The sequence below is a fragment of the Methylorubrum suomiense genome (genome assembly GCF_022179765.1).
GTDB lineage: Bacteria > Pseudomonadota > Alphaproteobacteria > Rhizobiales > Beijerinckiaceae > Methylobacterium > Methylobacterium suomiense.
Window position 1 is genome coordinate 203,694 of record NZ_BPRE01000008.1, and the last position, 21,016, is coordinate 224,709.

Here is a 21,016-nt window from a genome sequence, read left to right on the forward strand (position 1 = left end):
GTGATCAGGCGATCGGGTTGGCGGGGCCCGTCGGCGTGGAGCCTGGGAGGCCGGGGGCTTCCACCGGAATCTCCGTCGGCGTGTCCCCCGGTGCCTCGGCCGGCGTGTTGCCGGGGATCTCCGGTGCGGGACCGGGCTCGGGTGCCTGCGGCGGCTCGACCGGCGGCGCCGGGTCGGGAGTCGTGGGTTGGGGCGCTTCCGGAATGGGGCCGGGATTCGACATGGGGCACCAGACATTGCTCGTGCGGCTCCGTGGGGCCGCGAACGGGGCCAACAGCCCCGCCCCGCGCGAGTTCCGCTACTTCTTGGTAATGAGAAGGTTGTTGCCCTCGCGACCGAGGATCGTCTGAATCTTCGAGGCGAACATGGACAGGAGGAGGGGCAATCGCACCTCGACCCGCACAGAGTCCTGACCGACATCGATTTGTCCGGTCACCGTCTGCGCCAGCGCGGTGACGGAATAGTCGAGACGATCACCGGTCCAGTTGAGGGTGTCGATGACTACGCCGCTCTTGCCGAGGGCGTCGCGCGCCTTGATCGTTCCGGTCTCGATGCGACGACGGGCTTCCTCGCGGCCGAGCTCGTGCGGGATCTCGACCACCATCGGCTTCGCCATCTCGACCTCGTTTCCTGCACTCTCGCGTCACCCACTTCGTGGGCACGGAAGAGATTATGGGAATGGGCCATCCCCTCGGCAACGCCGGCCGTAGCACGTGCCGTGAAACGGCGTTGCCGAGGAGGCTCCGCGTGGGGAGCAGGGGTGTCGAAGCTCTGCCCGGTGAGGCTTGATACGGCACGCCGCTGCGGTGCCGCGCCCATGGACGGTGAGGCTCACGCCGTCCGCCGGGTGTGTCCGGCTGCCGGCGCTCAGCGCACCACGGAGAGCGAGACGTAGCTGACGCCGCCGATGCCGAGGGCCTTGGCCGAGCCGCGGGCCAGATCGATGACGCGACCGCCGACGAACGGACCACGGTCATTGATGCGCACGACGACCGAGCGACCGTTGGACCGATTGGTGACGCGGACGCGGGTGCCGAAGGGCAGGCTGCGATGGGCGGCCGTCATTCCGTTGGGATTGAACCGCTCGCCGTTGGCCGTGCGGTGTCCGCTCCCATACCAAGATGCCCGGCCGCTCTGGGCCTGGGCCGGCAGCACCGCAGCGGTGCCGACGATGGTGGCGAGGCAGACGGCAACGGTCCAGCTGGTGACCTTCATCGTGGATCGCATTCCCTTATTGTTGCGACTTATTGCGAAGGCCGCGGAAAATGAGCCCGAACCGGGCCAAAATAAGACAGCGATGTTGCGTCGCAAAAATGCCTTGCATGCGACTAAAGAGGCGATTTTCCGAACTGCTGGCTCGGATCAAGAATTGATTATTTGCCAATTCATGAGCGATCCGGCGCGCCAAATCATCAATGCTTGCCGCGATAGTGTTCGAGCGGTGGTTCAGCGTGGCTCTGAAGCCTGGTGGAACCTGCGGGAATCGACTGCGAACGGAGGTTCAGGCTTGCAGCACTTGCATGGCTGCGCCCGGCAAAAACTGCCGACCCATATCGAGACGCATGATTTCGGAAACGGCAAACCCGCCCTTTACCGTGATCGCCGCATGGTCCGGTTGTCAGTCGCGTAACCGGTGTTTGCCATGGCTTCCCCGCGTACCGCGGTCGTCGGCGCCACCGCCCGGAATCAGGTCTCGCGTACCGGGCGGATCGCGTCGACGCCGCGGATGGGTCTCGCACCCTCCGTCCAGCGTCTCCCCCAACTTCCCCTCGACGACATCCTGATCGGCGATTGCATCGCCGCGATGGAGCGGCTGCCGGCCGAGAGCGTCGATTGCGTCTTCGCCGACCCGCCCTACAATCTCCAGCTGGGCGAGGCTGGGCTCACGCGTCCCGATCACAGCGTCGTCGATGCCGTCGACGATGATTGGGACAAGTTCTCGAGCTTCTCCGCCTATGACGACTTCACGCGGGCTTGGCTTTCGGCCGCTCGCCGCGCGATGAAGCCGAATGCGACCCTGTGGGTGATCGGGTCGTATCACAATATCTTTCGGGTCGGGAGCGCGTTGCAGGATCTCGGTTACTGGATCCTGAACGACATCGTCTGGCGCAAAGCCAACCCGATGCCGAATTTCCGTGGAAAGCGATTCACCAACGCCCACGAAACCCTGATCTGGGCGTCCCGCTCGCCGCAGGCCAAGTACACCTTCCATTACGATGCCCTGAAGGCCGGCAACGAAGACCTTCAGATGCGCTCCGATTGGTTCCTGCCGCTCTGCACCGGCGAGGAGCGTCTGAAGGACGGGCAGGGCCGCAAGGTCCATCCGACCCAGAAGCCCGAGGCGCTGATCGCCCGGACGCTCATGGCGGCGACCAATCCCGGCGATGTGGTGCTCGACCCGTTCTTCGGCACCGGCACCACCGGCGCCGTCGCGAAGCGTCTGGGACGCCATTTCATCGGGTGCGAACGCGACCCCACCTACGCGGCGGCCGCCCGTGCCCGGATCGCTTCGGTCGAACCGCTGTCGGCAGCGTCGCTGGCCCTGGCGACGCCGAAGCGGGCCGAACCGCGCGTGCCGTTCCTCAGCGTGGTCGAGGCCGGTCTCGTCCGACCCGGTGAGACGCTGACCGACGAGCGCCGCCGCTTCAAGGCTGTGGTGCGTCCGGACGGACAACTCGCCGTCGGCCCGGCCATGGGCTCGATCCACAAGATCGGCGCGCTGGTTCAGGGACTTCCGGCTTGTAACGGCTGGACCTTCTGGCAGGCCGAGCGCGATGGTCAGCTCGTCTGCATCGACGGATTCCGCTCGACGATGCGAGAGCGGGCGGAAGGCTAGACGGCGCGCCCCAGGCTCGACGATCGGTCCAACGACGTCGCGGCCGGCACGGAGCTGGCCGCGGAAGCTCTGTCGTTACGGAATGCCCGGCTGCCCATAAGGCAGCCCGACACACCTTTGCGGCGTCGATCCGGGTTGCGGATCGACGCTCCAGGACTCAGGCGTCGGTCTCGTCCGGGGTCGCGGACGGCGGACGGATGCCGTAGCGGCTCTCGAGGCCCGGATTCGAGCGCGGGGCTCGCTCGGCGAATTCGCGGCGGGGACCTTCCCCAGGTGCGCGGGCCGGGCGCTCGCTCGGATCGCGCCCGATGCGGTTGGCGAGATGGGCCAGTTCCACGAATTCATCGGCTTGGCGACGCAGGTCGTCGGCGATCATCGGGGGCTGGGTCTGGATGGTCGAGACCACGGAGACCCGGACGCCCTTGCGCTGGACGGCCTCGACGAGCGAACGGAAATCGCCGTCTCCGGAGAACAGCACCATCTGATCGAGATGCGGGGCGAGTTCGAGCGCGTCGATGGCGAGCTCGATATCCATGTTGCCCTTGATCTTGCGGCGGCCCGACGAGTCCGTAAACTCCTTGACGGGTTTGGTGACCACCCGATACCCGTTATAGTCGAGCCAATCGATCAACGGGCGGATTGAGGAATACTCCTGATCCTCGATCATGGCAGTATAGTAGAAAGCGCGAATGAGATTGTCGCGACTCTGGAAATCCTTGAGAAGCCGCTTGTAATCGATGTCGAAGCCGAGCGCCTTGGTGGTCGCGTAGAGATTTGCTCCATCTATGAAAATGGCAGTACGTTGCCGATCGCTCATCGTTCTATCCATGTGTTTGCGTTGTCTGAAAAATCACGAAAATGAGTTCGTGATGAAATGACTATCTTGTGACATAGACGAGCATATTTTCATCGAACAGGTTAGCGGAGTGTCCCACATCTTTCGATTGAGGGATTCAGGCGTTGCCTATTTGAGGAGCATATTATCTAGCGGGTTCTTATAAGACGACACTCACAGGGTTCGTCTGACCGAGCGCTGACAGGCTGTCAAGCTGAGCGAAAGGTAAACGTTTCGTAGCGGCGGCATCGCGCCCAGTTGGGCAGAAAATGTCCCGACCCCTGGTTGCGTATTCCTGGCCGCGATCACGCAGTTAATGTCGCTGGATGATTTGAGCGACCTGAGGTTGATCGCGGCCAATCCCGCTTATCAGGGCTTGAGCATTGCACGACTACCCGGCTTGATGGCCGGAATGGCGGCGAGTTCGGGCGGCAAGGCGTCCGCCGGGTAAGTCGGAATATCGAGGGCGGCGAGCGACACCAACGGCAATCCGATTTCGCCACGGCCGCCCGAGCGATCGATCAGGCAGGCGGCCCCCACCACCTCTCCGGCCTCGTCCTTCAGGGATGCCAAGCATTCCCGCGCCGACAGACCGGTCGTCACGATATCCTCGACAATCACGGCACGGGTGCCGGAGGGAATCGTGAACCCGCGTCGCAGGGTGAAGGGACCGCCGGGATCGCGTTCGACGAAAATAGCCTTGGCCCCGAGATGGCGGGCGGTCTCGTAACCGGGGACGATGCCGCCGATGGCGGGCGAAACGACGATATCGATCCGCCCGAACCGTGCGGTGATCGCCTCCGCCAAAGCGCGGCACAGCCGCTCGGTCCGCACCGGATCGGAGAAGATCGTCATCTTCTGAAGAAAGACCGGCGAGCGCAGGCCCGAACTCAGGATGAAATGCCCCTGCAACAGCGCGCCTGCCGAGCGAAATTCTTCGAGAACATCATCCGCGTTCATCGCAACCTGCCTTCAATCCCATGCGCCGGCGCTTGTCGCAGCGGCGCGGGCAGGGTGCAAGCGGCCCACGCTCGACCGGTGTGCACTCCGCTGGGGTCAAAAGGGCGGTTCTGCCGCGAGCCTCAAGGCCCGACGCGATACGAGGGTTGCTTCGGCTGGCTGGCGGAGGGTGAAGAGCGCGGTGGAGCACGACAAGATCTTGCTTCGCGGACGGTTCGTGATCCCGTCTCACCGCGCGGATCACTCTTCGATCATGGCTTTGATCATGCCGTGCGGATCGCTCACGAATTCACGCATGATCCGGAAATGATCGGTATCCTGCAACGCGACCGGCTCCAATCCGTATCGGCTCATCCGCAGCAGATGCGCGTTCGGATACCCCATGATGATCGGGGAATGCGTCACGATCAGCACCTGGCTCTGCCGACCGACCTCCATCCGATCGAGCAGCTTCAGGAAGTCGAATTGGCGTTTCGGCGACAGCGCCGATTCCGGCTCGTCGAACAGGAAGAGGCCGGGCTTCGTGCAGCGCTCTTCGAAGAAGCGGATGAAGCCTTCCCCGTGGGAATGGGACAGGAAGTCGGCGGACGGACTCCCCGCCTCGTCGAGATAACGTGCGACGGCGAAGAAGCTCTCGGCGCGAAAGAACCAGCCTCGATTAACCTTAGGTAGCCAGCTCGCCCTGAGAGATCGGGCAAGCCTCCCGCCTCCCATTTCCTTCGCACGCACATTGTCGACGGCGCGATAGCCAGGGCCGCCTCCGCTCTCATCGAACCCTGCGAGAACCGCGATCCCCTCCAGGAGCGTCGATTTGCCGACGCCGTTCTCCCCAGCAATGATCGTGATCGGATGATCGAACGCGATTTCGAACGTGCCGCTGCCGAACAGGGGGAGACAATAAGGATAGACGGAGGGATCATGAGTTGGCCCCGCGTCCAGCCAGACCTTCCGCAAGTAGGGAGGCGGCAGGGGCCTCCGAGCCGATCGCGCCACCGGGTCGTCTCCATGATCGCGTATCTCACCGCGACTGCCGCTTCGTTCGACCTCGCGGTCTTCCCACCGGCAGGATGATGAGAGCTTTTCGTGTAAGCTTTCAGCGCTCTCGACTTCGGATACAACTCAGCGGCCGCATTGCTGGAAAGTCCGCTGGTGCGCGATCCGTCGCTGGCGGAGCGGCCTTTCTACAGTCATCAGCCGGCGCCCTAACCGTTGATCCGCTCCACGCGGCTGACCGAGCGCTTGCCGCGCAAGTCAGCGACGATGGCGGTGAGGTGTTTGAGGTCCGGCACCGAGAGATCGATGGCGATGTCGGTGAAGTCCTGGGTGCGGCGCTTCATCGAGACGTTGTCGATATTGCCGTCATGTTCGGCGATGACCTGCGCGATCTGTGCGAGCGTGCCGGGCTCGTTCATCGATTCGAGAGCGATGCGGGCGGGGAAGCGCTCATTCGAATCCTCCACGTCCCAGCGGACATCGAGCCAGCGCTCGGGTTCGTTGTCGAAGGCCGCGAGCGCCGCCGATTGGATCGGATAGATCGTCACGCCGACGCCCGGCGTCAGGATCCCGACGATGCGGTCCCCCGGCAAGGCACCGCCATTGGGGGCGAAGCTCACCGGCAGATCGCCGGCCAATCCCCGGATCGGGATCGCGCCCGGTCCGCTGCCGTCCCCGGAGAAGGTCAGGCGCATCGTCTGATCCCCGGAGCGGGTGAGACGTCCGGCCCCGCCATTCGCCGCCGCGCTGCTGGAGCGACGCTCATCCTTGAAGTCGGGATAGACCGCTTTGACCACGTCGCCGGAGAACATCTCACCGCGCCCGACAGCGGCGAACACGTCCTCGGTCGAGGCGCGGGCCAATCGGGGCAGGGCGCCCCGCAGCTTCTCGTCGGAAAAGCTCTTACCTGCGCGCTCGAAGGCGCGGTCGAGGATCTGCCGACCGAGTCCCGCATATTGGCGGCGCACGGCGGCACGGGTCGCCCGCCGGATCGCGGCCCGCGCTTTGCCGGTGACGACGAGCGATTCCCAGGCTGCGGGCGGGGCGGCGCCGTCGGAGCAGGCGATCTCGACCTCGTCGCCGTTGGCGAGTTCGTGCAGGAGCGGCGCGAGCCGACCGTTGATCTTCGCGCCCACCGCCGAGTTGCCGATATCGGTGTGCACCGCGTAGGCGAAGTCGATCGGCGTCGCCCCCCGGGGCAGGGCGATCAGCCGACCCTTCGGGGTGAAGCAGAACACCTGATCCTGAAACAGTTCGAGCTTGGTATGCTCGAGGAATTCTTCCGGTGAATCCCCTTCGGCCAGCAACTCGATAGTTCGGCGCAGCCATTGATAGGCGCCGCTCTCCGTCGCGAGCCGGGGATGCACCTCGCCCTCGCCGGCGGCTGCACCCTCTTTATAAAGCGCGTGGGCGGCGATGCCGTATTCGGCGATCTCGTCCATCGCCGCCGTGCGAATCTGAAGCTCGACGCGGCGCTGCTTCGGGCCGATCACCGTCGTGTGGATCGATCGATAGTCGTTCTGCTTGGGCGTCGAGATATAGTCTTTGTAGCGACCGGGAACCATCGGCCAGCTGGTATGGACCACGCCGAGCGCCGCGTAGCACTCCGCCAAGGTGCCGACGATGACGCGGAAACCGACGATGTCGGACAATTGCTCGAAGGCGACCGACTTGCGCTCCATCTTGGACCAGATCGAATAGGGGCGCTTCAGCCGCCCCTTCACCTGGGCCGTGAGCCCTTGGGCGGCGAGCCGCGCGGTCAGATCGTGCTCGATGCTCTCGATGACGTTGCTGGATTTGGCCGAGAGGTCTTCCAGCCGCTTGGTAATGGTGGCGAAGACCTCGGGCTTGAGCACGCGGAAGGACAGGTCCTCCAACTCGTCGCGCATCTCCTGGATGCCCATACGCCCGGCTAGGGGGGCATAGATGTCGAGGGTTTCCTCGGCGATCCGGGTGCGCTTCTCCGGAGGCATGAAGTGGAGGGTGCGCATATTGTGGGTGCGGTCGGCAAGCTTGACCAGCAGCACCCGCACGTCCTCGGCCACCGCCAGAAGCAGCTTGCGGAAATTCTCGCCCTGGACCGCGCGCTTCGACACGAGGTCGAGCCGCTTGAGCTTGGTCAGGCCGTCGACCAGCGCGCCGATCTCGTCGCCGAAGATGCCACGGATCTCGTCGAGGGTCGCCGCGGTGTCTTCCACCGTGTCGTGCAGAACCGCCGCAACGATAGTCGCATCGTCGAGATGCAGATCGGTGAGGATCGCCGCGACTTCGAGGGGATGGGCGAAGAAGGGGTCGCCGGAGGCACGCTTCTGCGTGCCGTGCGCCCGCATGGCGTAGACATAGGCGCGGTTGAGAAGCGCCTCGTTCGTGGTCGGGTTGTAGCGCTTGACCCGTTCCACGAGCTCGTATTGGCGCATCATCCGCCGGGGATTCCTAACACGCAGATCGCACAATCCGACCGGGATGGCCGCGACGTCCTGCGCTCAGCTTCCCGCATCGAGCGCCTTTGCGCCAGATGCAAGGCGTCGCAGACGTTGCAGTTTCGTCGTCCCGAACCCGCTTTCGGCGCATGCGCCGAAAACGACGACGCCCGCCGCTCGAGAGACGAGGGCGGGCGCGAACCTCTCGGGAAGACCGGGCCGAACTTACTCGGCTTCGTCGTCCGTCTCGGTCGGCGGAGCGAGGTTCTCCAGGCCGCGGAGCAGGTCATCCTCGCTCATGCGGTCGAACTGGACATCCTTGTCGTCCGACGAGGATTGCGGCGCCACGGCGGCGGCGGCCGGCGACGAGGAGAGCAGTGGCACGGTCTCGGCCTCGGGCTCGTCCACCTCGACGTATTTCTGCATCGAATGGATCAGCTGCTCCTTGAGGTCCTCGGCAGTGATCGTCTCGTCGCCGATCTCGCGCAGGGCCACGACCGGGTTCTTGTCGCGGTCGCGCTCGATCGTCAGCGGGGCGCCGGCAGCCAGCAGGCGGGCGCGGTGGCTGGCGAGCAGGACCAGTTCGAACCGGTTCTCGACCTTCTCGATGCAGTCTTCGACGGTAACGCGAGCCATGCGAGGCGGCTCCTTCCTCGGGCAGAACGGACGATGTGCGTGATGAACGCGTCTCCTACACCGGATGCCGCCGCGCAACAAGCGGCGCGCGGTTGACCTGTCCGGGGGGCGGGCGACGGCACGCAGCACCCTGTGGACGGTCGAGCGGGCGTTCGCACCTGCCAGGAACATTCACGGAATCGTGCGGTTCCCACCGCACTCCGACCCGAGCCGTACGCCGGGCACACGACCATGTCGGAGGACTTCCCCACCATCCCACCGTGGCCGGGCCAGCCGGCCCGCTGTCGACGCTTGCCCGCGTCGGCTCGCCTGCACGCACGAGGTGTCATGCTGCTGCCTACCGACGATGCCGGCCATCCGCTCGCCGAACGATTCCGGCACTTCATTCGTCAACAACCGTTCCCCTGTGTCGGTGCCAAATCTGCCCTGTCCCGCGGGCGTCTCAAGGTGATGGTCGCGCACGACATCGCGTCGGACCGGGATGACGGGCGGATCTACCCGGCGATCCTCGCCTTCATCAGCCGGTACCGAAGCCGGCCCGAACTGTTTCAAAGCTTCGCCGTCGTCTTCGAGACATCCGGCCTGCTGTCCGAAGAAGCGTTCGAGGCGGCCCTGTGGGCGCGCATGCAATCGCTGTCGGATCGTGACAGCGGTCTCGGTCACAGCCACGACCCGCGCGTCGCTGCCGATCCGGACGATCCGCATTTCTCGATGAGCCTGGGTGGAGAAGGCTTCTTCATCGTCGGCCTGCATCCGCGGGCCAGCCGACGGGCCCGGCGCTTCGAGGCCCCGGTCCTCGTGTTCAACCTGCACGACCAGTTCGCGCGGCTGCGCGAGGAAGGCCGCTACGAGCGGCTGCGCGACTCCATTGTCGAGCGCGATGTCGCCTGGGCGGGTTCGCCCAATCCGATGCTCGCTCAGCACGGCGAGCGCTCCGCGGCTCGCCAATTCAGCGGCCGGGCGGTGCCGGAGGATTGGGTCTGTCCCTACAGCCGCAGAACAGGCAGCCCGGCATACGATGCGCAACAGATCGCCGCCGATCTGCGCTCGGGCGCCTTCCTCATCGACCAGATGGAAGGCTGACAATGCGGGAAGCTGTCAGCCCGGTTGTCGATCTTCAAAGAACGGACGACGCGCGTCGCGATGCACTCTTCGCACTCGCGCAGGCGCTGCGCGAGACGGGCTATCGCTTCACGACCGTGACGCCGGCCTCCCACGGCCATGTCAATGCGCGCCCGGAACATGCCCGCGCCCGCTCGCTGCGCGACGTGTTCGGCTGGAGCCGGCCCTTCGAGACCGGGCGGGTGCCGTCGCACTTGCTGAATCTCATGGAGCGGGCGGGCATTCTTCTGCGCGACCGCAACACCGGTCTCATGCGGGCCGGGCTTCGCCTCTCCAGCCTCGATGACGCGCTGTTCCTGCACGCGGCCTATCCGCCGCTCGCCGCCGACGCTGTCTTCTTCGGGCCCGACACCGTGCGCTATGTCGGCGCGGTTCAGGCGTATCTCGATGATCGCGCGCGGGCGGGGCTGCCGGCGCCGCGACGCGGGGTCGATCTCGGCTGCGGCTCGGGGGCCGCCGGCATCCTCGTCGCCAAGCGTCTGCCCGAGGCCGAAATGGTTTTGGTCGACATCAACCCGGCTGCGCTGGACCTTGCGCAGGTGAACGCCCGGCTCGCCGGCGTGAGCAATATCCGTCCCGCTCTGAGCGACATGCTGCAGGACGTCGAAGGCGGCTTCGACCTGATCATCTCGAATCCGCCCTTCATGGTTGATGCCGGTGGCCGGGCCTACCGCGACGGTGGCGGAACGCTCGGCGCCGGCCTGCCGCTCCGGGTGGTCGAGGCGGCCACCGAACGGCTCAACCCGAACGGAAGCCTCGTTCTGTTCACGGGCTCGGCCATCGTCGACGGACATGACGGCTTCCGCGAGGCCGCCATCGCCCTGTGCGACCGGGCCGGCCTCGACTGGACCTACCGTGAGTACGATCCGGATGCCTATGGCGAGGAACTCGCCGAGCCGGTCTACGCGAAAGTCGAGCGCATCGCGCTCTGCGTCCTCACCGCGTCCCAGAGAGCTTGAGATGGAAGAGGCCGAGAGGGCTGCATTCCTGCACGACGCCCTGGCCGGGCTGTCTCACGGTTCCAAAACGCTGCCCGGAAAATATCTCTGGGACGAGACCGGCTCGGATGTGTTCGACCGGATCTGCGCACATCCGGACTATTATCCCACAGAGCGCGAGATGACGCTCTTTCCTGTAGCCTGCGCCGAACTGGCCGGCATGGTCGGGCAGGATGTAAGCGTCGTCGAGTTCGGCGCCGGCGCGAGCCGCAAGATCCGCATCCTTCTGGACGCCCTCGATGCACCGCAGACCTACATCGCCTTGGACATTTGCGGTTCCTATCTTGATGCCGCGATTGGCCGGCTCGCGCCCGACTATCCCGCCGTGACGATGACACCGGTCAGTGCGGATTATTCGAAGCCGATCCGCCTGCCCGCGGGCTTGGTCGGTGACAACGTGCTCGGCTTCTTCGCCGGAACCAGCATCGGCAACTTCTCACCCGACGAGGCCGGCGCCTTCCTACGCCGCACCCGAGACACCCTCGGCACCAGCCGGCTTCTGGTCGGGGCCGATCCGACCCGCGATCCGGACCGGTTGAGGCGGGCTTACGGCGCGTGCGGAGGGCTGATGCCTGCTCTCCATCTCAACGTGCTGACCCGCCTGAATCGCGAACTTGGGTCCGATTTCGACCTGGCCAATTTCGTCCACGAGGCGAGGGTGGTGGAGGCCCCCTTCCGGGTCGAGGCGCATCTCGTCGCGCGCGAAGCTGCGACCTACCGGCTCGGCGGGCGGGATATTTTCTTCCAGGCAGATGAGAGCATCCGCACGGATACGTCCCACAAATACGCTCCTGACGCATTCCAGGCGCTCGCCAGAAGCAGCGGCTGGACGCCGGAACGCCTGTGGCTCGATCCCCAGGGTGGTTTCAGCCTTCATCTGTTGCGGGGGTAAACGTTCGATCGGCGATCATCGCTTCGACTGTGGCCTTCCGGGGGGGCATCCTCGGCTGGCCAAGTTTCTGCGGGATCGGAAAGTCGGTTGTATCGTATCGTCCGAAGCGAAGGGCCGGATGCTTCGCTTCGGAGGCTTTGGACAAGCCTTCTCCGACAGAGAACGATGCTTCGAGATTGCGTTCCGTCGCCGCGTGGAGTCGGGGTCACCTCAGACCGGCAGGCGTCCGTCGGGCGAGTAGCGGTCGATCGCCGAGGGCAATTCCCGTGACAGGCGCGCGAGGAGGGCGGCGCGGCTGAGGCCCGTCTGTTGGGTGAGATGGTCCAGCGTCTCGGAGCCGATGGCGCGTTCCAATTGCGTCTCATCCATGGCCCGGTTGTCGCCGTGATCGATCCAGGACTTCGCCGTCTCGCCATGGCCGCTGCGGGTGAAGTGATCGACGAGTTCGCTCAGGCCACCGGCAATGAGGCCGCCGACACCGCCGGAGCCCAAACCGCCGAGCAACCCGTCCAGGCTCGAGGGGCGGTCGGAAACCGTCGTGGTGGAGGGCACCGTCGTCGGCGAGCGATGCACGTCGGGCGCGTGCGGCGCACCTTTGGTCTGACTGCCGAGCCATTCGGCGATCTTGTCCCGATTCTGATAGCCGGCGACCGCCAGCAGCCCCAACAGGGCAGTCATCGACGGGTATCCCTTGCTCATCGCACTCTCCTTGGGGTGTTTCGGGCCTCGCGGCCTTCGGGGAAGGACGTCCGCAACCGGTGGCGAGCTCGTGCGGCGATCGTTGCGGTCAGCGGGTCCGGTGTGCGAGCCAACCGGCCGAAAAGGCGAGGGCGGCGAGTCCGATCAGCGTGCCGGCACGATTGGAATCGGCGATGCGCAGCGCCCGTCGCCCGTAGAGGTCGCCGTGGCGTCCGGCCTCACGGGCGAAGCGACGCCCATCGCGCAGGAGGGCGTCCGCGCGCTCGCGCATGACGGTGGCGGCATAGCGCCCGTCATCGGCGAGATCGTCTGCCCGGTCGCGGGCGCGTCCATAGGCGAACTGCGCGCCGCCGGCGATCTGGTTCACGGCCCCGCGCACTTGGCGGACTGGGTCTCCGGTGAGGCCGCCGAGCGTCGTCTGGGCACGACCCTTGAGATGGCGGGACGCGCCGCGGAACTGGTCACGGTTCATGTCTGACTCCGTGTCGTGATGGGGAATGAGCGGCGGGGCCACGGCCCCGCCGACCCGTGAGACCGATCAGCGGCCGGTGATCTTGTCGGCGACGTTCTTCACGCCGTCCTTGACTTCGCCGGTCGTCTTCTGGGCTTCGCCCTTGAGTTCCTGCGCCTTGCCTTCGGCCACGAGCTTGTCGTTGCCGGTGGCGTTGCCGATGCCCTGCTTGATGTTGCCGACGGTCTCGTTGGCGAGGCCCTTCAGCTTGTCGGTGGTGCTGCTCATCGTAGTCTCCTTCGTGTGGGTCGTGCGGGTGGGTCGTGAAGGCCCCCACCCCGCGAGGCGGGGGCCCGGTGACGTCAGAGGGTGATCAGAGGCGGCGCGCGTCGTAGGCGCTGACCAGGGTGGCGGGCTTGGGGGCGCCGAGGCGACCGCCGAGGAAGGCGGCGAGGGCTCCGAGCACGAGCGCCAGGGCGGCGTAGAAGGCGCCCTGCGTGGCGGCCGACTTCGTCGCGACGGCAGCGTCCTGAGCTTTCTTCTTGGCCGTTGCGACCGCTTGGTCGTACTGCTTCTCGTAGTCCTGGATCTGCTGGCGAGCCTGATCGGGCGAGATGTTCTGCGCCTTGGCGAGAGCGTCGGCGGCGCGGTTCTTGGCCTGCTCCTTCTGCGACGGATCGCCGGAGAGGACCGCGCGAATTGCGGCGACCGCCGCATCGCGCGCGGCCTGCGGATCCTGGCCGGCGGATTGCTCGCGCACGGTCTGCTCGATGCCCTCGAGCGGGTTGGTGATCTTGGCCAGCGAGGGCGCCGCCGCCTGCGCGGCGGTCTGCACCGTGCCGCCGACGAGGTTGCCCGCCCCGCCCAGGGCCCCGGACACGGTGCCGAGAGCGCCGCCGAGGAGGCCGGTCGCGGCCGAGGTCAGGAGATAGAGCACGACGAGCGTCGTCACGGCCCAGGAAACGAGTCCGTGTAGGGCCGCTGCGCCCGGCAGGGGCTTGCCCGAGAGGCGCCCGGCGATGAGACCACCGGCCAGCGAAGCGACGATGCCGGAACCGACGAACCACAATCCGGCCCCGAGCGAGACGGTCGATGCGGTCGGGTTGTCGGTCGCGTTGATGCCGACCGAGGCGAGGCCCGCGCCGACGCCGATCAGATTGACCACGATCTGGGTCACGAGGGCCGTGACGGCGCCCGCGAAGATGGCACCCCAGGACACGGTATTGAGAAGGACCGCACGGGTATCGGCATGCGCGTCCGCCGCGAGGGGCGCGGTTGCGGGCTGGATGATGGTCACACTGTTACTCCGGGTAAAAGGTCGTTGAAGGAGGGAGAAGGGCGGCTCAGTCGCGGGCCGCGTTGACGAGGAGTCCGATACCGAAGCCGACGAAACCGGCGATCAGCAGAGAGGCCAGCGGGTATTCGGCGACCTGATGGCTGACCTCGCGGGTGCCGCGGCGCAGGTAGTGACCGCCGCGCTCGTAGGCGTCCTCAGCGTAATCGTAGGCGTCGTCCGCGACGTCTCGGACCGCGTCCCGAGCCTGACCGTAGAGGTTCTCGGCGGTCCCTTGCGCCTCGCGCAGGCGGCCCTCGGCCGCGTCGCTCTTCGAGCCGGTCAGGTCGCCGAAGGCACCCTGTACCTTGCCACCGATCTCTCGGGCCGCGCCCGTGATCCTGTCGGTATCGACCATGTGAATCTCCTCTCGTTTCTGGGGTGGTTGCGCGACGCCGCAAGGCGCCGTTTCGCTCAGTCGGCGCGTGGCTTAGCCGCCCCGGGTGGGGGTGCCGTGCGCTTCTGACGTTGGCCTTCGGCCTCGATCCGGCTGTCGCCGGTCAGCTTGCCGATGGCCTCCTTCACCGAGCCCTTGAGGTGCTCGCGGGAAGTACTTTTCGAAGCTTTGGACATGAGGCTCAGAAATCCTTGGGAGGTCTTCGCCCAGTCTGCAGATGTGGCTTCGGTGCGATCCTTCAATGGTACGAAAATACCAGTTATACGGTATTAAGTACTGGTAGATGGGATTGGAAAGCCGTTCTCGCGGCCCCAGACCACGGCTTCCGTGCGACGGTGGACACCGAGCTTGCGGTAGAGCGCGGCACCGTGGTTGCGCACGGTGTTGCGCGAGAGCCCGAGCTTTCGCGCGATGCCGTCGTCGTCGAGCCCGGAGCAGATCAAGTTGAGGATCTGCCGCTCGCGCACGGTCAGGTTCGGCACCGACTCGTCGCCGCCCTCGCGGCCGGGTCGGCGGAGATTCGCCAGCTTCTCGATCAAGCCCCGGCTGAACCACGAGGTGTCGGCCATCACCGCTTCGATGGCGTCGAACAGCTCACGCTCGGTGTGCTTGCGCTCGGTGATGTCCTGCAGGACAAGGAGGACGAAATCGGTGTCGTTGATGCTGACGCGCTCGGCGGAGATCAGACAATCGAGGTTCGCTCCCTGCTCGTGGCGCAGGCATACCTCGACCCCGAGGACGTAGCCGATGCGGGCGAGAGTACTCTCGAAGGCGATGCGCTGACTGTCGCTGACCCAGAGGTTCGCTTCGGCCAAGCTGCGTCCGACGACACCGTCCTCACCGTGCCCGAAGACGCGCGTGAAGGCCTCGTTGATGCTGGTGACCTGATGATTCTCGTCTCGTACCAGCAGCGTCGGCACCGGCGTCAGGCGGAAGGCCTTGGCAAAGCGCTCCTCGCTCTGGCGCAGAGCCGTCTCGGCTTTCCGGCGCAGCTCCAGGTCGGCGAAGGTGAAGAGCATGCAGGGCTCGTCGCCCATCGCGATGGGTTGGCCAGCGACGATGACGAAGCGGCTGCCGCCATCCGGGAGGTCGAGGCATGCCTCCATCTGCGGGATGGTGCCGCCCTCGTTGAGCCGCGCGACGGCCAGATCGCGGTTGCGGGCATTCGCCAGAAGATCGATCTCGTAGACGCTGCGACCCAGGACAGCATCGCGGGTATGACCGGTCATCTCCAGGAAGCCGTCATTGACCTTGACGTGGCGCAGGTCCGACAGGCGCGTGATTACGGCGGGTGCCGGGTTCGCGTTGAAGGTCTTCTCGAAACGCTCCTCCGCCTCGAATTGCTCGGACACATCCTTGAGGATCAGCGCGAGGCAACTCGGCGACCCGTCGTGGTCGGTCGCGACGAGGCTCCGCAGCGAATGAATGAACTCGGTGTCCGGACGGTCGGTGCGGCGCACTTCGACCACCACATCGTGGAAGGATTCGCCCTCAACGACGCGTTCGATCGGGTAATGCTCGAGCGCGCGCTTGTTGCGGTAGCGGAGTGCGAAACGCTCGCGATAGGCGCCCACGGTCGGCCCGAGCTCATCGAGACTCTCGGCGCCGTGCATGGCGAGAGCCGCCGCGTTGGCGTAGGCGATCGTCTGGTCCGGTTCGACGAGGATGACGCCCTCGCTCAATCCGGCAATGATCTGCCTCAACTCGTGTCTGTCGACGCCCGCGGTCACCGGTCGAACCACCCTTTCGTATCACACGCCCCCTTTGAGAGGCGGTGCACAAACGGGTTGCGCGCTATCGGGTTCCGGCTCCGTTACCCGATTTTCTGGTATACCTGAACCAATGACATCATCGTGATGGACCAAGTCACGGATCGGCCCGCTCGAAACAGTCGTTCCTGCTGAGTTTATGCGGCAGCGTCCGACACAACGATCTGTCGTGCGTCCTGAGAAACCGGCGGGTTCTCCCCGGTATCGAGCAGTCCCTCGTTGAGCCGCCGCCTGACCTCGGTGCCCGGCATCGGCTTTCCAAAAAGATAGCCCTGGCCGTAATCGCAGCCCTGACTGGCGAGCCAGATGACGCTCGTTTCCGTTTCGATGCCTTCCGCCGTGGTGACGAGGCCGAGGCTGGAGCCGAGCTTGATGATCGCGTCCACCAGTTTGGCGCGTTCGTCGCCTTCGGCGATGGAGTTCACGTAGGAGCGATCGATCTTCAGCTTGTCGAAGCGCAGTTCGCGCAGGTGATAGAGGCTCGAATAGCCCGTCCCGAAATCGTCGAGGGCCACCCGCACGCCGAGCGCTTGCAGCGCACTAAGGGTCGCCCTGGTCGCGGCGAGATCCTGCACGATTGCGGTCTCGGTAATCTCCACTTCGAGACGATGGGCCGGGAAGCCGGTCTCCGTGAGAATCGCCAGAATGCGCTGGGTCAGGTCCGGATCCTGAAATTGCTGGGGTGCGATATTGACGGCGATCTGAAGATGGCTCGGCCATGCACGGGCATCGACGCAGGCTTGGCGCAGGATCAGATAGCTCAGTTCTCCGATCAGTCCGATCTCTTCGGCGACGGGAATGAAGGTTGTCGGCATCAGCAGGCCGAGTTCGGGATGGTGCCAGCGGGCCAGCACCTCGAAGCCGGTGACGGTCTGGCTCGGCAGCTGGACGACGGGTTGATAGAACGGTTCGATCTGCCCGGTCGCGATCGCGACGCGCAGATCGACCTCCAGGCGCGCTCGGGCCTTGAGGGCCTCGTCCATCGCGTTCTCGAACACGCGATAGGTGCCGCGTCCATCGCGCTTGGCTTGCCCCATGGCCAGGTCGGCCGCCTGGATCACCGTATCGGCATTACCGGCCGATGGTCCGGCGGCGGCGACGCCGACGGAGGCGCCGATCCGGATTTCGTGGCCGCGCCACCATACCGGGAGAGACAGGGCCTCGATCACCGCCTGGGCGAGCTTCGCCGGATTGTCGCTCCCGGCTCGGCTTTCGACGAGGGCGGCGAACTCGTCGCTGTCGAGGCGCGCCACGGCGGCGTTGCCGGGCAGCGTCCGCACCAGCCGCTCGCCGACAGTGCACAGGATCTCGTTTCCCGCCTCGTAGCCGTACAGTTCGTTCACGGGTTTGAATCGATCGAGGTCGATCACCAGGACCGTCAGCCGCTCGCCCGCTCCGGTCGCGCGGCGCTCGTTCAGGCGCTCGACGAACAGGCGGCGATTGGCGAGGCCCGTGAGCGGATCGTGCCGGGCGGTCTCGGCGGCCAAGGTCTCGGCGGCATCGCGCTCACGCATCGCCTTGCGCAGTCGGATGGACTTGAAGGCGTTGGCGGCAACGGCCCCGAGGCCCATGAAGAAGCCGAGCTTGAACAGGTTGCCGAGGCCGTAATCGATGATGAACCGGTCGAGGGCGACGAAGGCACCGAGCTGCACGCCCATCACCCAGATGCAGGTGCCGAGCATCATCAAGCACAGGAGATCGTAGAGCTCTCCGCTCCCCCAACTGGCCTTCGGTTTGTCAGCCATGTGCCGCTCCTGCCCAACCGGATATCAGTCGTTCAAGATCCTAAAGTGGCCTTAATCGACAACAGGCCGCACAATGTCCTCCAAACCTATGGTGAGCATCCGGTAACATGACCGCCGCCGATTTCCGGAACGCGTGTCACAGCGAGTGTCCGCAACTGCGTCGTCTTTTGCTGCTACGCCCCATTGCGAGTATCCGGCGCCGCGCACATAGTCGAAGCTGGACGAGCAAGGGCGGCCGGGACACCGGACAAGACCCGTTCGAGGGAGAAGCGCGGTGGTGCAGGGCACGCAGATGCGTCGGCATCTGTGCGGAATACAGACGGCCTGGACGGATGCCGGACGCGCCGAGGAGGCCGTCGAAGCTTTGGCAGGGACGATCGAGCACGATGGGCTCGGTCACATCATCGTGTTCTTCTCGCCGGCCTACGATACGGAAAAGCTGACGGCGGCTCTCGCCGCGCATTTCCCCGGGGTCGCCGTGAGCGGCTGCACGACGTCGGGCGGCATCAGTCCGGCCGGGCCGATCGATCGCGGCCTCGTCGCCATCGCCTTTCCGAGTCGGGGATTCCGCATCGTCGCCGACGTGCTGACGCAGATCGCCCGACTCGATGTGGAAGGCGCCGCCTCGACCGTGCGCGGCCTGCGCCGCACGCTCGATCAGGGCCGCTCGGACGGGGGCACGAACCACCGTTTCGCGATCTCGCTGATCGATGCCCTCGCCAATGCCGAGGAGACGGTCGTTTCGGCGGTCGCCTGGGCCCTCGACGGCATTCCGCTGGTCGGCGGCTCGGCGGGGGACGACCTCGCCTTCAGTTCCACCGTGCTGATCCACGAGGGCCGGGTCCATCGCGACGCGGCGGTCATCCTTCTCGTCGAGACGGATTTTCCGATCCGCATCTTCAAGAGCGACAATTTCGAGCCGACCAGCCGCCGCTTCGTGGTCACCGCCGCCCGTGAGGAGGATCGGCGGGTGCTCGAACTGAATGCGGAGCCTGCGGCGCGGGAATACGCCATGGCGGTGGGGCTCGATCCGGAGAGCCTGACGGCGATGAGCTTCGCGGCCTATCCGCTCGCGGTGAAGATCGGCGGCGAGTATTACTGCCGCTCGATCAGCCGGGTGGAACCGGACGGCTCGCTGACCTTCTTCTGCGCCATCGGCGAAGGCGTGGTGATGACGCTGGCCCAGCCCCGCGACATCGTCGAGGCGACCCGGGCCGAACTCGCCGGTCTCGACGAGGCCCTGGGCGGGCTCGACCTCGTGATCGGGTTCGATTGCGTCTTCCGCCGCCTCGACGCGGAGAGCCGACAGGTCCGCCACCGCATCGCCGATCTCTACCGCCGTTACGGTGTCGTCGGGTTCGAGACATATGGCGAGCAATACCGCTCGATGCATCTCAATCAGACTTTTACCGGTATTGCGATCGGCCGGGCTCAGGGGCCATAGGGCAAGGCTGAGACAGCCCGATCCCGGACATCCGGCCAGAAAATTGGCCAAGAAAACCTGGCCAAGAGAACCCGGCCAAGAGAAACGGCCATGAACCGACCGACCCTCTGGATGGAAGCACCCTCCGAACCGGACACCGTCGAATCCCTGAGCCGCCGCGTCGCGAAGCTCGAGCGCATCAACGCGTCGCTCATGGCCCATGTCGAGCGGACCATGGACCAGCAGGGCGGCGCCTATTCGCTGTTCCAGACCGCGATCATGCTGGAGGGACGCGTCCGGTCCCGCACCGAGGAACTGACGGCGCTGATGCACAGCTTGGAGCGCTCCAACGAGGCGCTGCAGGCGGCGAAGGAAGAGGCCGAGACCGCGAACCGCTCCAAGACCCGCTTCCTCGCGGCGGCGAGCCACGATCTGCTGCAGCCGCTCAACGCGGCCCGACTCTCGCTCTCGGCACTGACGGATCTCGCCAAGGGGCCCGAAGCTCAGACCATCGCGCGTCAGGTCGAGCGCGGCCTCGAGACGATCGAGGATCTGATCAAGGCGCTGATCGATATCTCCAAGCTCGATGCCGGCGTCGTGCGCCCGGTCATCAAGCCGGTGCGACTCATCGATCTCGTCGCCGGCATCGAGGCGAGCTTCCGGCCCTTCGCCGAGCGCAAGGAGTTGCGGCTCGTGACCCGCTGCGACGACCTCGCGGTGGAGACCGACGGATTGCTGATGCAGCGCATCCTGCAGAACCTCGTCTCGAACGCCATCCGCTACACCGAGCGCGGCGGCATCCTGATCGCCGCCCGGCGCCGCGGCGGCGAGGCGGGGAAAACCTGCCGTATCGATGTGGTCGATACCGGTCGCGGTATCGCGGAGCACGAGCGCGCGCTCGTCTTCGAGGAGTTCTATCGCGGTGGCCGCGAGGGTGAGGATGGCGGGGTCGGTCTCGGGCTCGGCCTGTCGATCGTCCAGCGCATGGCCTCGACGTTGGGACACGACATCGCCCTGCATTCCCGCACCGGCCACGGCACGCGGATGAGTCTGGACTTGCCGATCGCAAGTCAGCGCCCGGACGCCCAGGTGCGGCTCGCGCCCCTGGCCACCACGCTGACCGGCGCGCGGGTGATGGTGGTCGAGAATGATGCCTCGACGGCGGAGGCGTTGCAGCGACTCTTGCGCAATTGGGATGCGGAGGTGCGCACCTTCGCCGACCTCGCCGGCGTCGTGACGGCCCTGGGGGAGGGGCTCGGCCGACCGGACGTGATGGTGATCGACTATCATCTCGATCACGGCGCCTGCGGCTTCGACGTGGTGGATTATCTGCGTCGCAACAGGGGATGGGTCACCCCGGTCATCCTCACCACGGCCGACCACAGCACTGACATCGAGCGGCACGCGCGTTCGCACGGGGCGGAACTCGTCCACAAGCCGATCAAGCCGGCGCAGTTGCGCTCGCTCCTGGCCTATATGCTGGCCTGACCGGACGGCCTTGGGCCGG

The 21,016-nt window shown here is 65.8% G+C and carries 23 protein-coding genes; 7 read left to right on the forward strand and 16 right to left on the reverse strand.

What is annotated here, in order from left to right; genetic code table 11:
• Nucleotides 1-4: 4 nt before the first annotated feature.
• The 3 genes from MFF26_RS14780 to MFF26_RS14790 form a co-directional block, all read right to left on the reverse strand.
• The gene (locus MFF26_RS14780; protein ID WP_137829306.1) at nt 5-223 is read right to left on the reverse strand and encodes a hypothetical protein; all 219 of its coding nucleotides are present in this window, start codon (nt 221-223) and stop codon (nt 5-7) included.
• Nucleotides 224-298: 75 nt separating this feature from the next.
• Complete coding sequence (locus tag MFF26_RS14785) at nt 299-616, reverse strand: polyhydroxyalkanoic acid system family protein (RefSeq protein WP_137829305.1); 318 nt, start codon at nt 614-616, stop codon at nt 299-301.
• Nucleotides 617-867: 251 nt separating this feature from the next.
• Complete coding sequence (locus MFF26_RS14790; protein WP_137829304.1) at nt 868-1,215, reverse strand: septal ring lytic transglycosylase RlpA family protein; 348 nt, start codon at nt 1,213-1,215, stop codon at nt 868-870.
• Between MFF26_RS14790 and MFF26_RS14795 the strand changes: the two genes are divergently transcribed.
• Together MFF26_RS14795 and MFF26_RS14800 are read left to right on the forward strand one after the other, a co-directional pair.
• On the forward strand, nt 1,205-1,630 hold the full coding sequence (locus tag MFF26_RS14795; RefSeq protein ID WP_137829303.1) for a hypothetical protein: 426 nt from the start codon (nt 1,205-1,207) through the stop codon (nt 1,628-1,630). The genes MFF26_RS14790 and MFF26_RS14795 overlap by 11 nt on opposite strands.
• Nucleotides 1,631-1,642: 12 nt before the next feature.
• Nucleotides 1,643-2,836, forward strand: coding sequence for a site-specific DNA-methyltransferase (locus MFF26_RS14800; RefSeq protein WP_137829302.1), 1,194 nt, complete (start codon nt 1,643-1,645; stop codon nt 2,834-2,836).
• A 157-nt stretch (nt 2,837-2,993) separates the two neighbouring features.
• Here MFF26_RS14800 and MFF26_RS14805 read toward each other — a convergent pair whose 3' ends face one another.
• The 5 genes from MFF26_RS14805 to rpoZ form a co-directional block, all read right to left on the reverse strand.
• Nucleotides 2,994-3,653 carry a LabA-like NYN domain-containing protein gene (locus tag MFF26_RS14805; protein ID WP_137829301.1) on the reverse strand — a complete coding sequence of 220 codons (660 nt, stop codon included), beginning with the start codon at nt 3,651-3,653 and terminating at the stop codon, nt 2,994-2,996.
• A 387-nt stretch (nt 3,654-4,040) separates the two neighbouring features.
• The gene (gene pyrE / locus MFF26_RS14810) at nt 4,041-4,631 is read right to left on the reverse strand and encodes an orotate phosphoribosyltransferase (protein ID WP_137829300.1); all 591 of its coding nucleotides are present in this window, start codon (nt 4,629-4,631) and stop codon (nt 4,041-4,043) included.
• A gap of 240 nt (nt 4,632-4,871) precedes the next feature.
• Entirely contained in the window at nt 4,872-5,624 is a 753-nt protein-coding gene (locus MFF26_RS14815; protein ID WP_137829299.1) for an AAA family ATPase, read from the reverse strand.
• Between the two features lie 209 nt (nt 5,625-5,833).
• A complete protein-coding gene (locus MFF26_RS14820) occupies nt 5,834-8,044 on the reverse strand; it encodes a RelA/SpoT family protein (RefSeq protein WP_137829298.1) in 2,211 nt (736 codons plus the stop codon).
• 225 nt (nt 8,045-8,269) lie between these two features.
• Nucleotides 8,270-8,680 carry a DNA-directed RNA polymerase subunit omega gene (gene rpoZ, locus MFF26_RS14825; protein ID WP_091946491.1) on the reverse strand — a complete coding sequence of 137 codons (411 nt, stop codon included), beginning with the start codon at nt 8,678-8,680 and terminating at the stop codon, nt 8,270-8,272.
• A gap of 327 nt (nt 8,681-9,007) precedes the next feature.
• Between rpoZ and gntA the strand changes: the two genes are divergently transcribed.
• The 3 genes from gntA to MFF26_RS14840 are packed head-to-tail and all read left to right on the forward strand — an operon-like array spanning nt 9,008 to nt 11,692.
• Nucleotides 9,008-9,763, forward strand: coding sequence for a guanitoxin biosynthesis heme-dependent pre-guanitoxin N-hydroxylase GntA (gene gntA / locus MFF26_RS14830; RefSeq protein ID WP_137829350.1), 756 nt, complete (start codon nt 9,008-9,010; stop codon nt 9,761-9,763).
• A gap of 2 nt (nt 9,764-9,765) precedes the next feature.
• Nucleotides 9,766-10,761, forward strand: a complete 996-nt coding sequence (locus tag MFF26_RS14835; RefSeq protein WP_238308140.1) for a methyltransferase — start codon at nt 9,766-9,768, stop codon at nt 10,759-10,761.
• Nucleotide 10,762: 1 nt separating this feature from the next.
• Nucleotides 10,763-11,692: an L-histidine N(alpha)-methyltransferase gene (locus MFF26_RS14840; protein WP_137829296.1), complete on the forward strand. Its 930-nt coding sequence runs from the start codon at nt 10,763-10,765 to the stop codon at nt 11,690-11,692.
• A 210-nt stretch (nt 11,693-11,902) separates the two neighbouring features.
• Here MFF26_RS14840 and MFF26_RS14845 read toward each other — a convergent pair whose 3' ends face one another.
• The 8 genes from MFF26_RS14845 to MFF26_RS14880 all read right to left on the reverse strand — a co-directional run bounded on the left by MFF26_RS14845 (nt 11,903) and on the right by MFF26_RS14880 (nt 18,086).
• Entirely contained in the window at nt 11,903-12,391 is a 489-nt protein-coding gene (locus MFF26_RS14845; RefSeq protein WP_137829295.1) for a YidB family protein, read from the reverse strand.
• Nucleotides 12,392-12,479: 88 nt separating this feature from the next.
• Nucleotides 12,480-12,863, reverse strand: coding sequence for a CsbD family protein (locus MFF26_RS14850; RefSeq protein ID WP_137829294.1), 384 nt, complete (start codon nt 12,861-12,863; stop codon nt 12,480-12,482).
• 66 nt (nt 12,864-12,929) lie between these two features.
• A complete protein-coding gene (locus MFF26_RS14855; RefSeq protein WP_137829293.1) occupies nt 12,930-13,130 on the reverse strand; it encodes a CsbD family protein in 201 nt (66 codons plus the stop codon).
• Between the two features lie 85 nt (nt 13,131-13,215).
• A complete protein-coding gene (locus MFF26_RS14860; RefSeq protein ID WP_137829292.1) occupies nt 13,216-14,139 on the reverse strand; it encodes a PhnA-like protein in 924 nt (307 codons plus the stop codon).
• Between the two features lie 46 nt (nt 14,140-14,185).
• Entirely contained in the window at nt 14,186-14,533 is a 348-nt protein-coding gene (locus MFF26_RS14865) for a CsbD family protein (RefSeq protein ID WP_137829291.1), read from the reverse strand.
• A 56-nt stretch (nt 14,534-14,589) separates the two neighbouring features.
• Entirely contained in the window at nt 14,590-14,748 is a 159-nt protein-coding gene (locus tag MFF26_RS14870; RefSeq protein ID WP_137829290.1) for a CsbD family protein, read from the reverse strand.
• Nucleotides 14,749-14,841: 93 nt separating this feature from the next.
• Nucleotides 14,842-16,302: a helix-turn-helix transcriptional regulator gene (locus MFF26_RS14875; protein ID WP_137829289.1), complete on the reverse strand. Its 1,461-nt coding sequence runs from the start codon at nt 16,300-16,302 to the stop codon at nt 14,842-14,844.
• 176 nt (nt 16,303-16,478) lie between these two features.
• Nucleotides 16,479-18,086, reverse strand: a complete 1,608-nt coding sequence (locus MFF26_RS14880; protein ID WP_137829288.1) for a putative bifunctional diguanylate cyclase/phosphodiesterase — start codon at nt 18,084-18,086, stop codon at nt 16,479-16,481.
• A 274-nt stretch (nt 18,087-18,360) separates the two neighbouring features.
• Between MFF26_RS14880 and MFF26_RS14885 the strand changes: the two genes are divergently transcribed.
• Together MFF26_RS14885 and MFF26_RS14890 are read left to right on the forward strand one after the other, a co-directional pair.
• Entirely contained in the window at nt 18,361-19,530 is a 1,170-nt protein-coding gene (locus MFF26_RS14885) for an FIST N-terminal domain-containing protein (RefSeq protein WP_137829287.1), read from the forward strand.
• A gap of 90 nt (nt 19,531-19,620) precedes the next feature.
• A complete protein-coding gene (locus tag MFF26_RS14890) occupies nt 19,621-20,997 on the forward strand; it encodes an ATP-binding response regulator (RefSeq protein ID WP_137829286.1) in 1,377 nt (458 codons plus the stop codon).
• Nucleotides 20,998-21,016 lie beyond the last annotated feature (19 nt).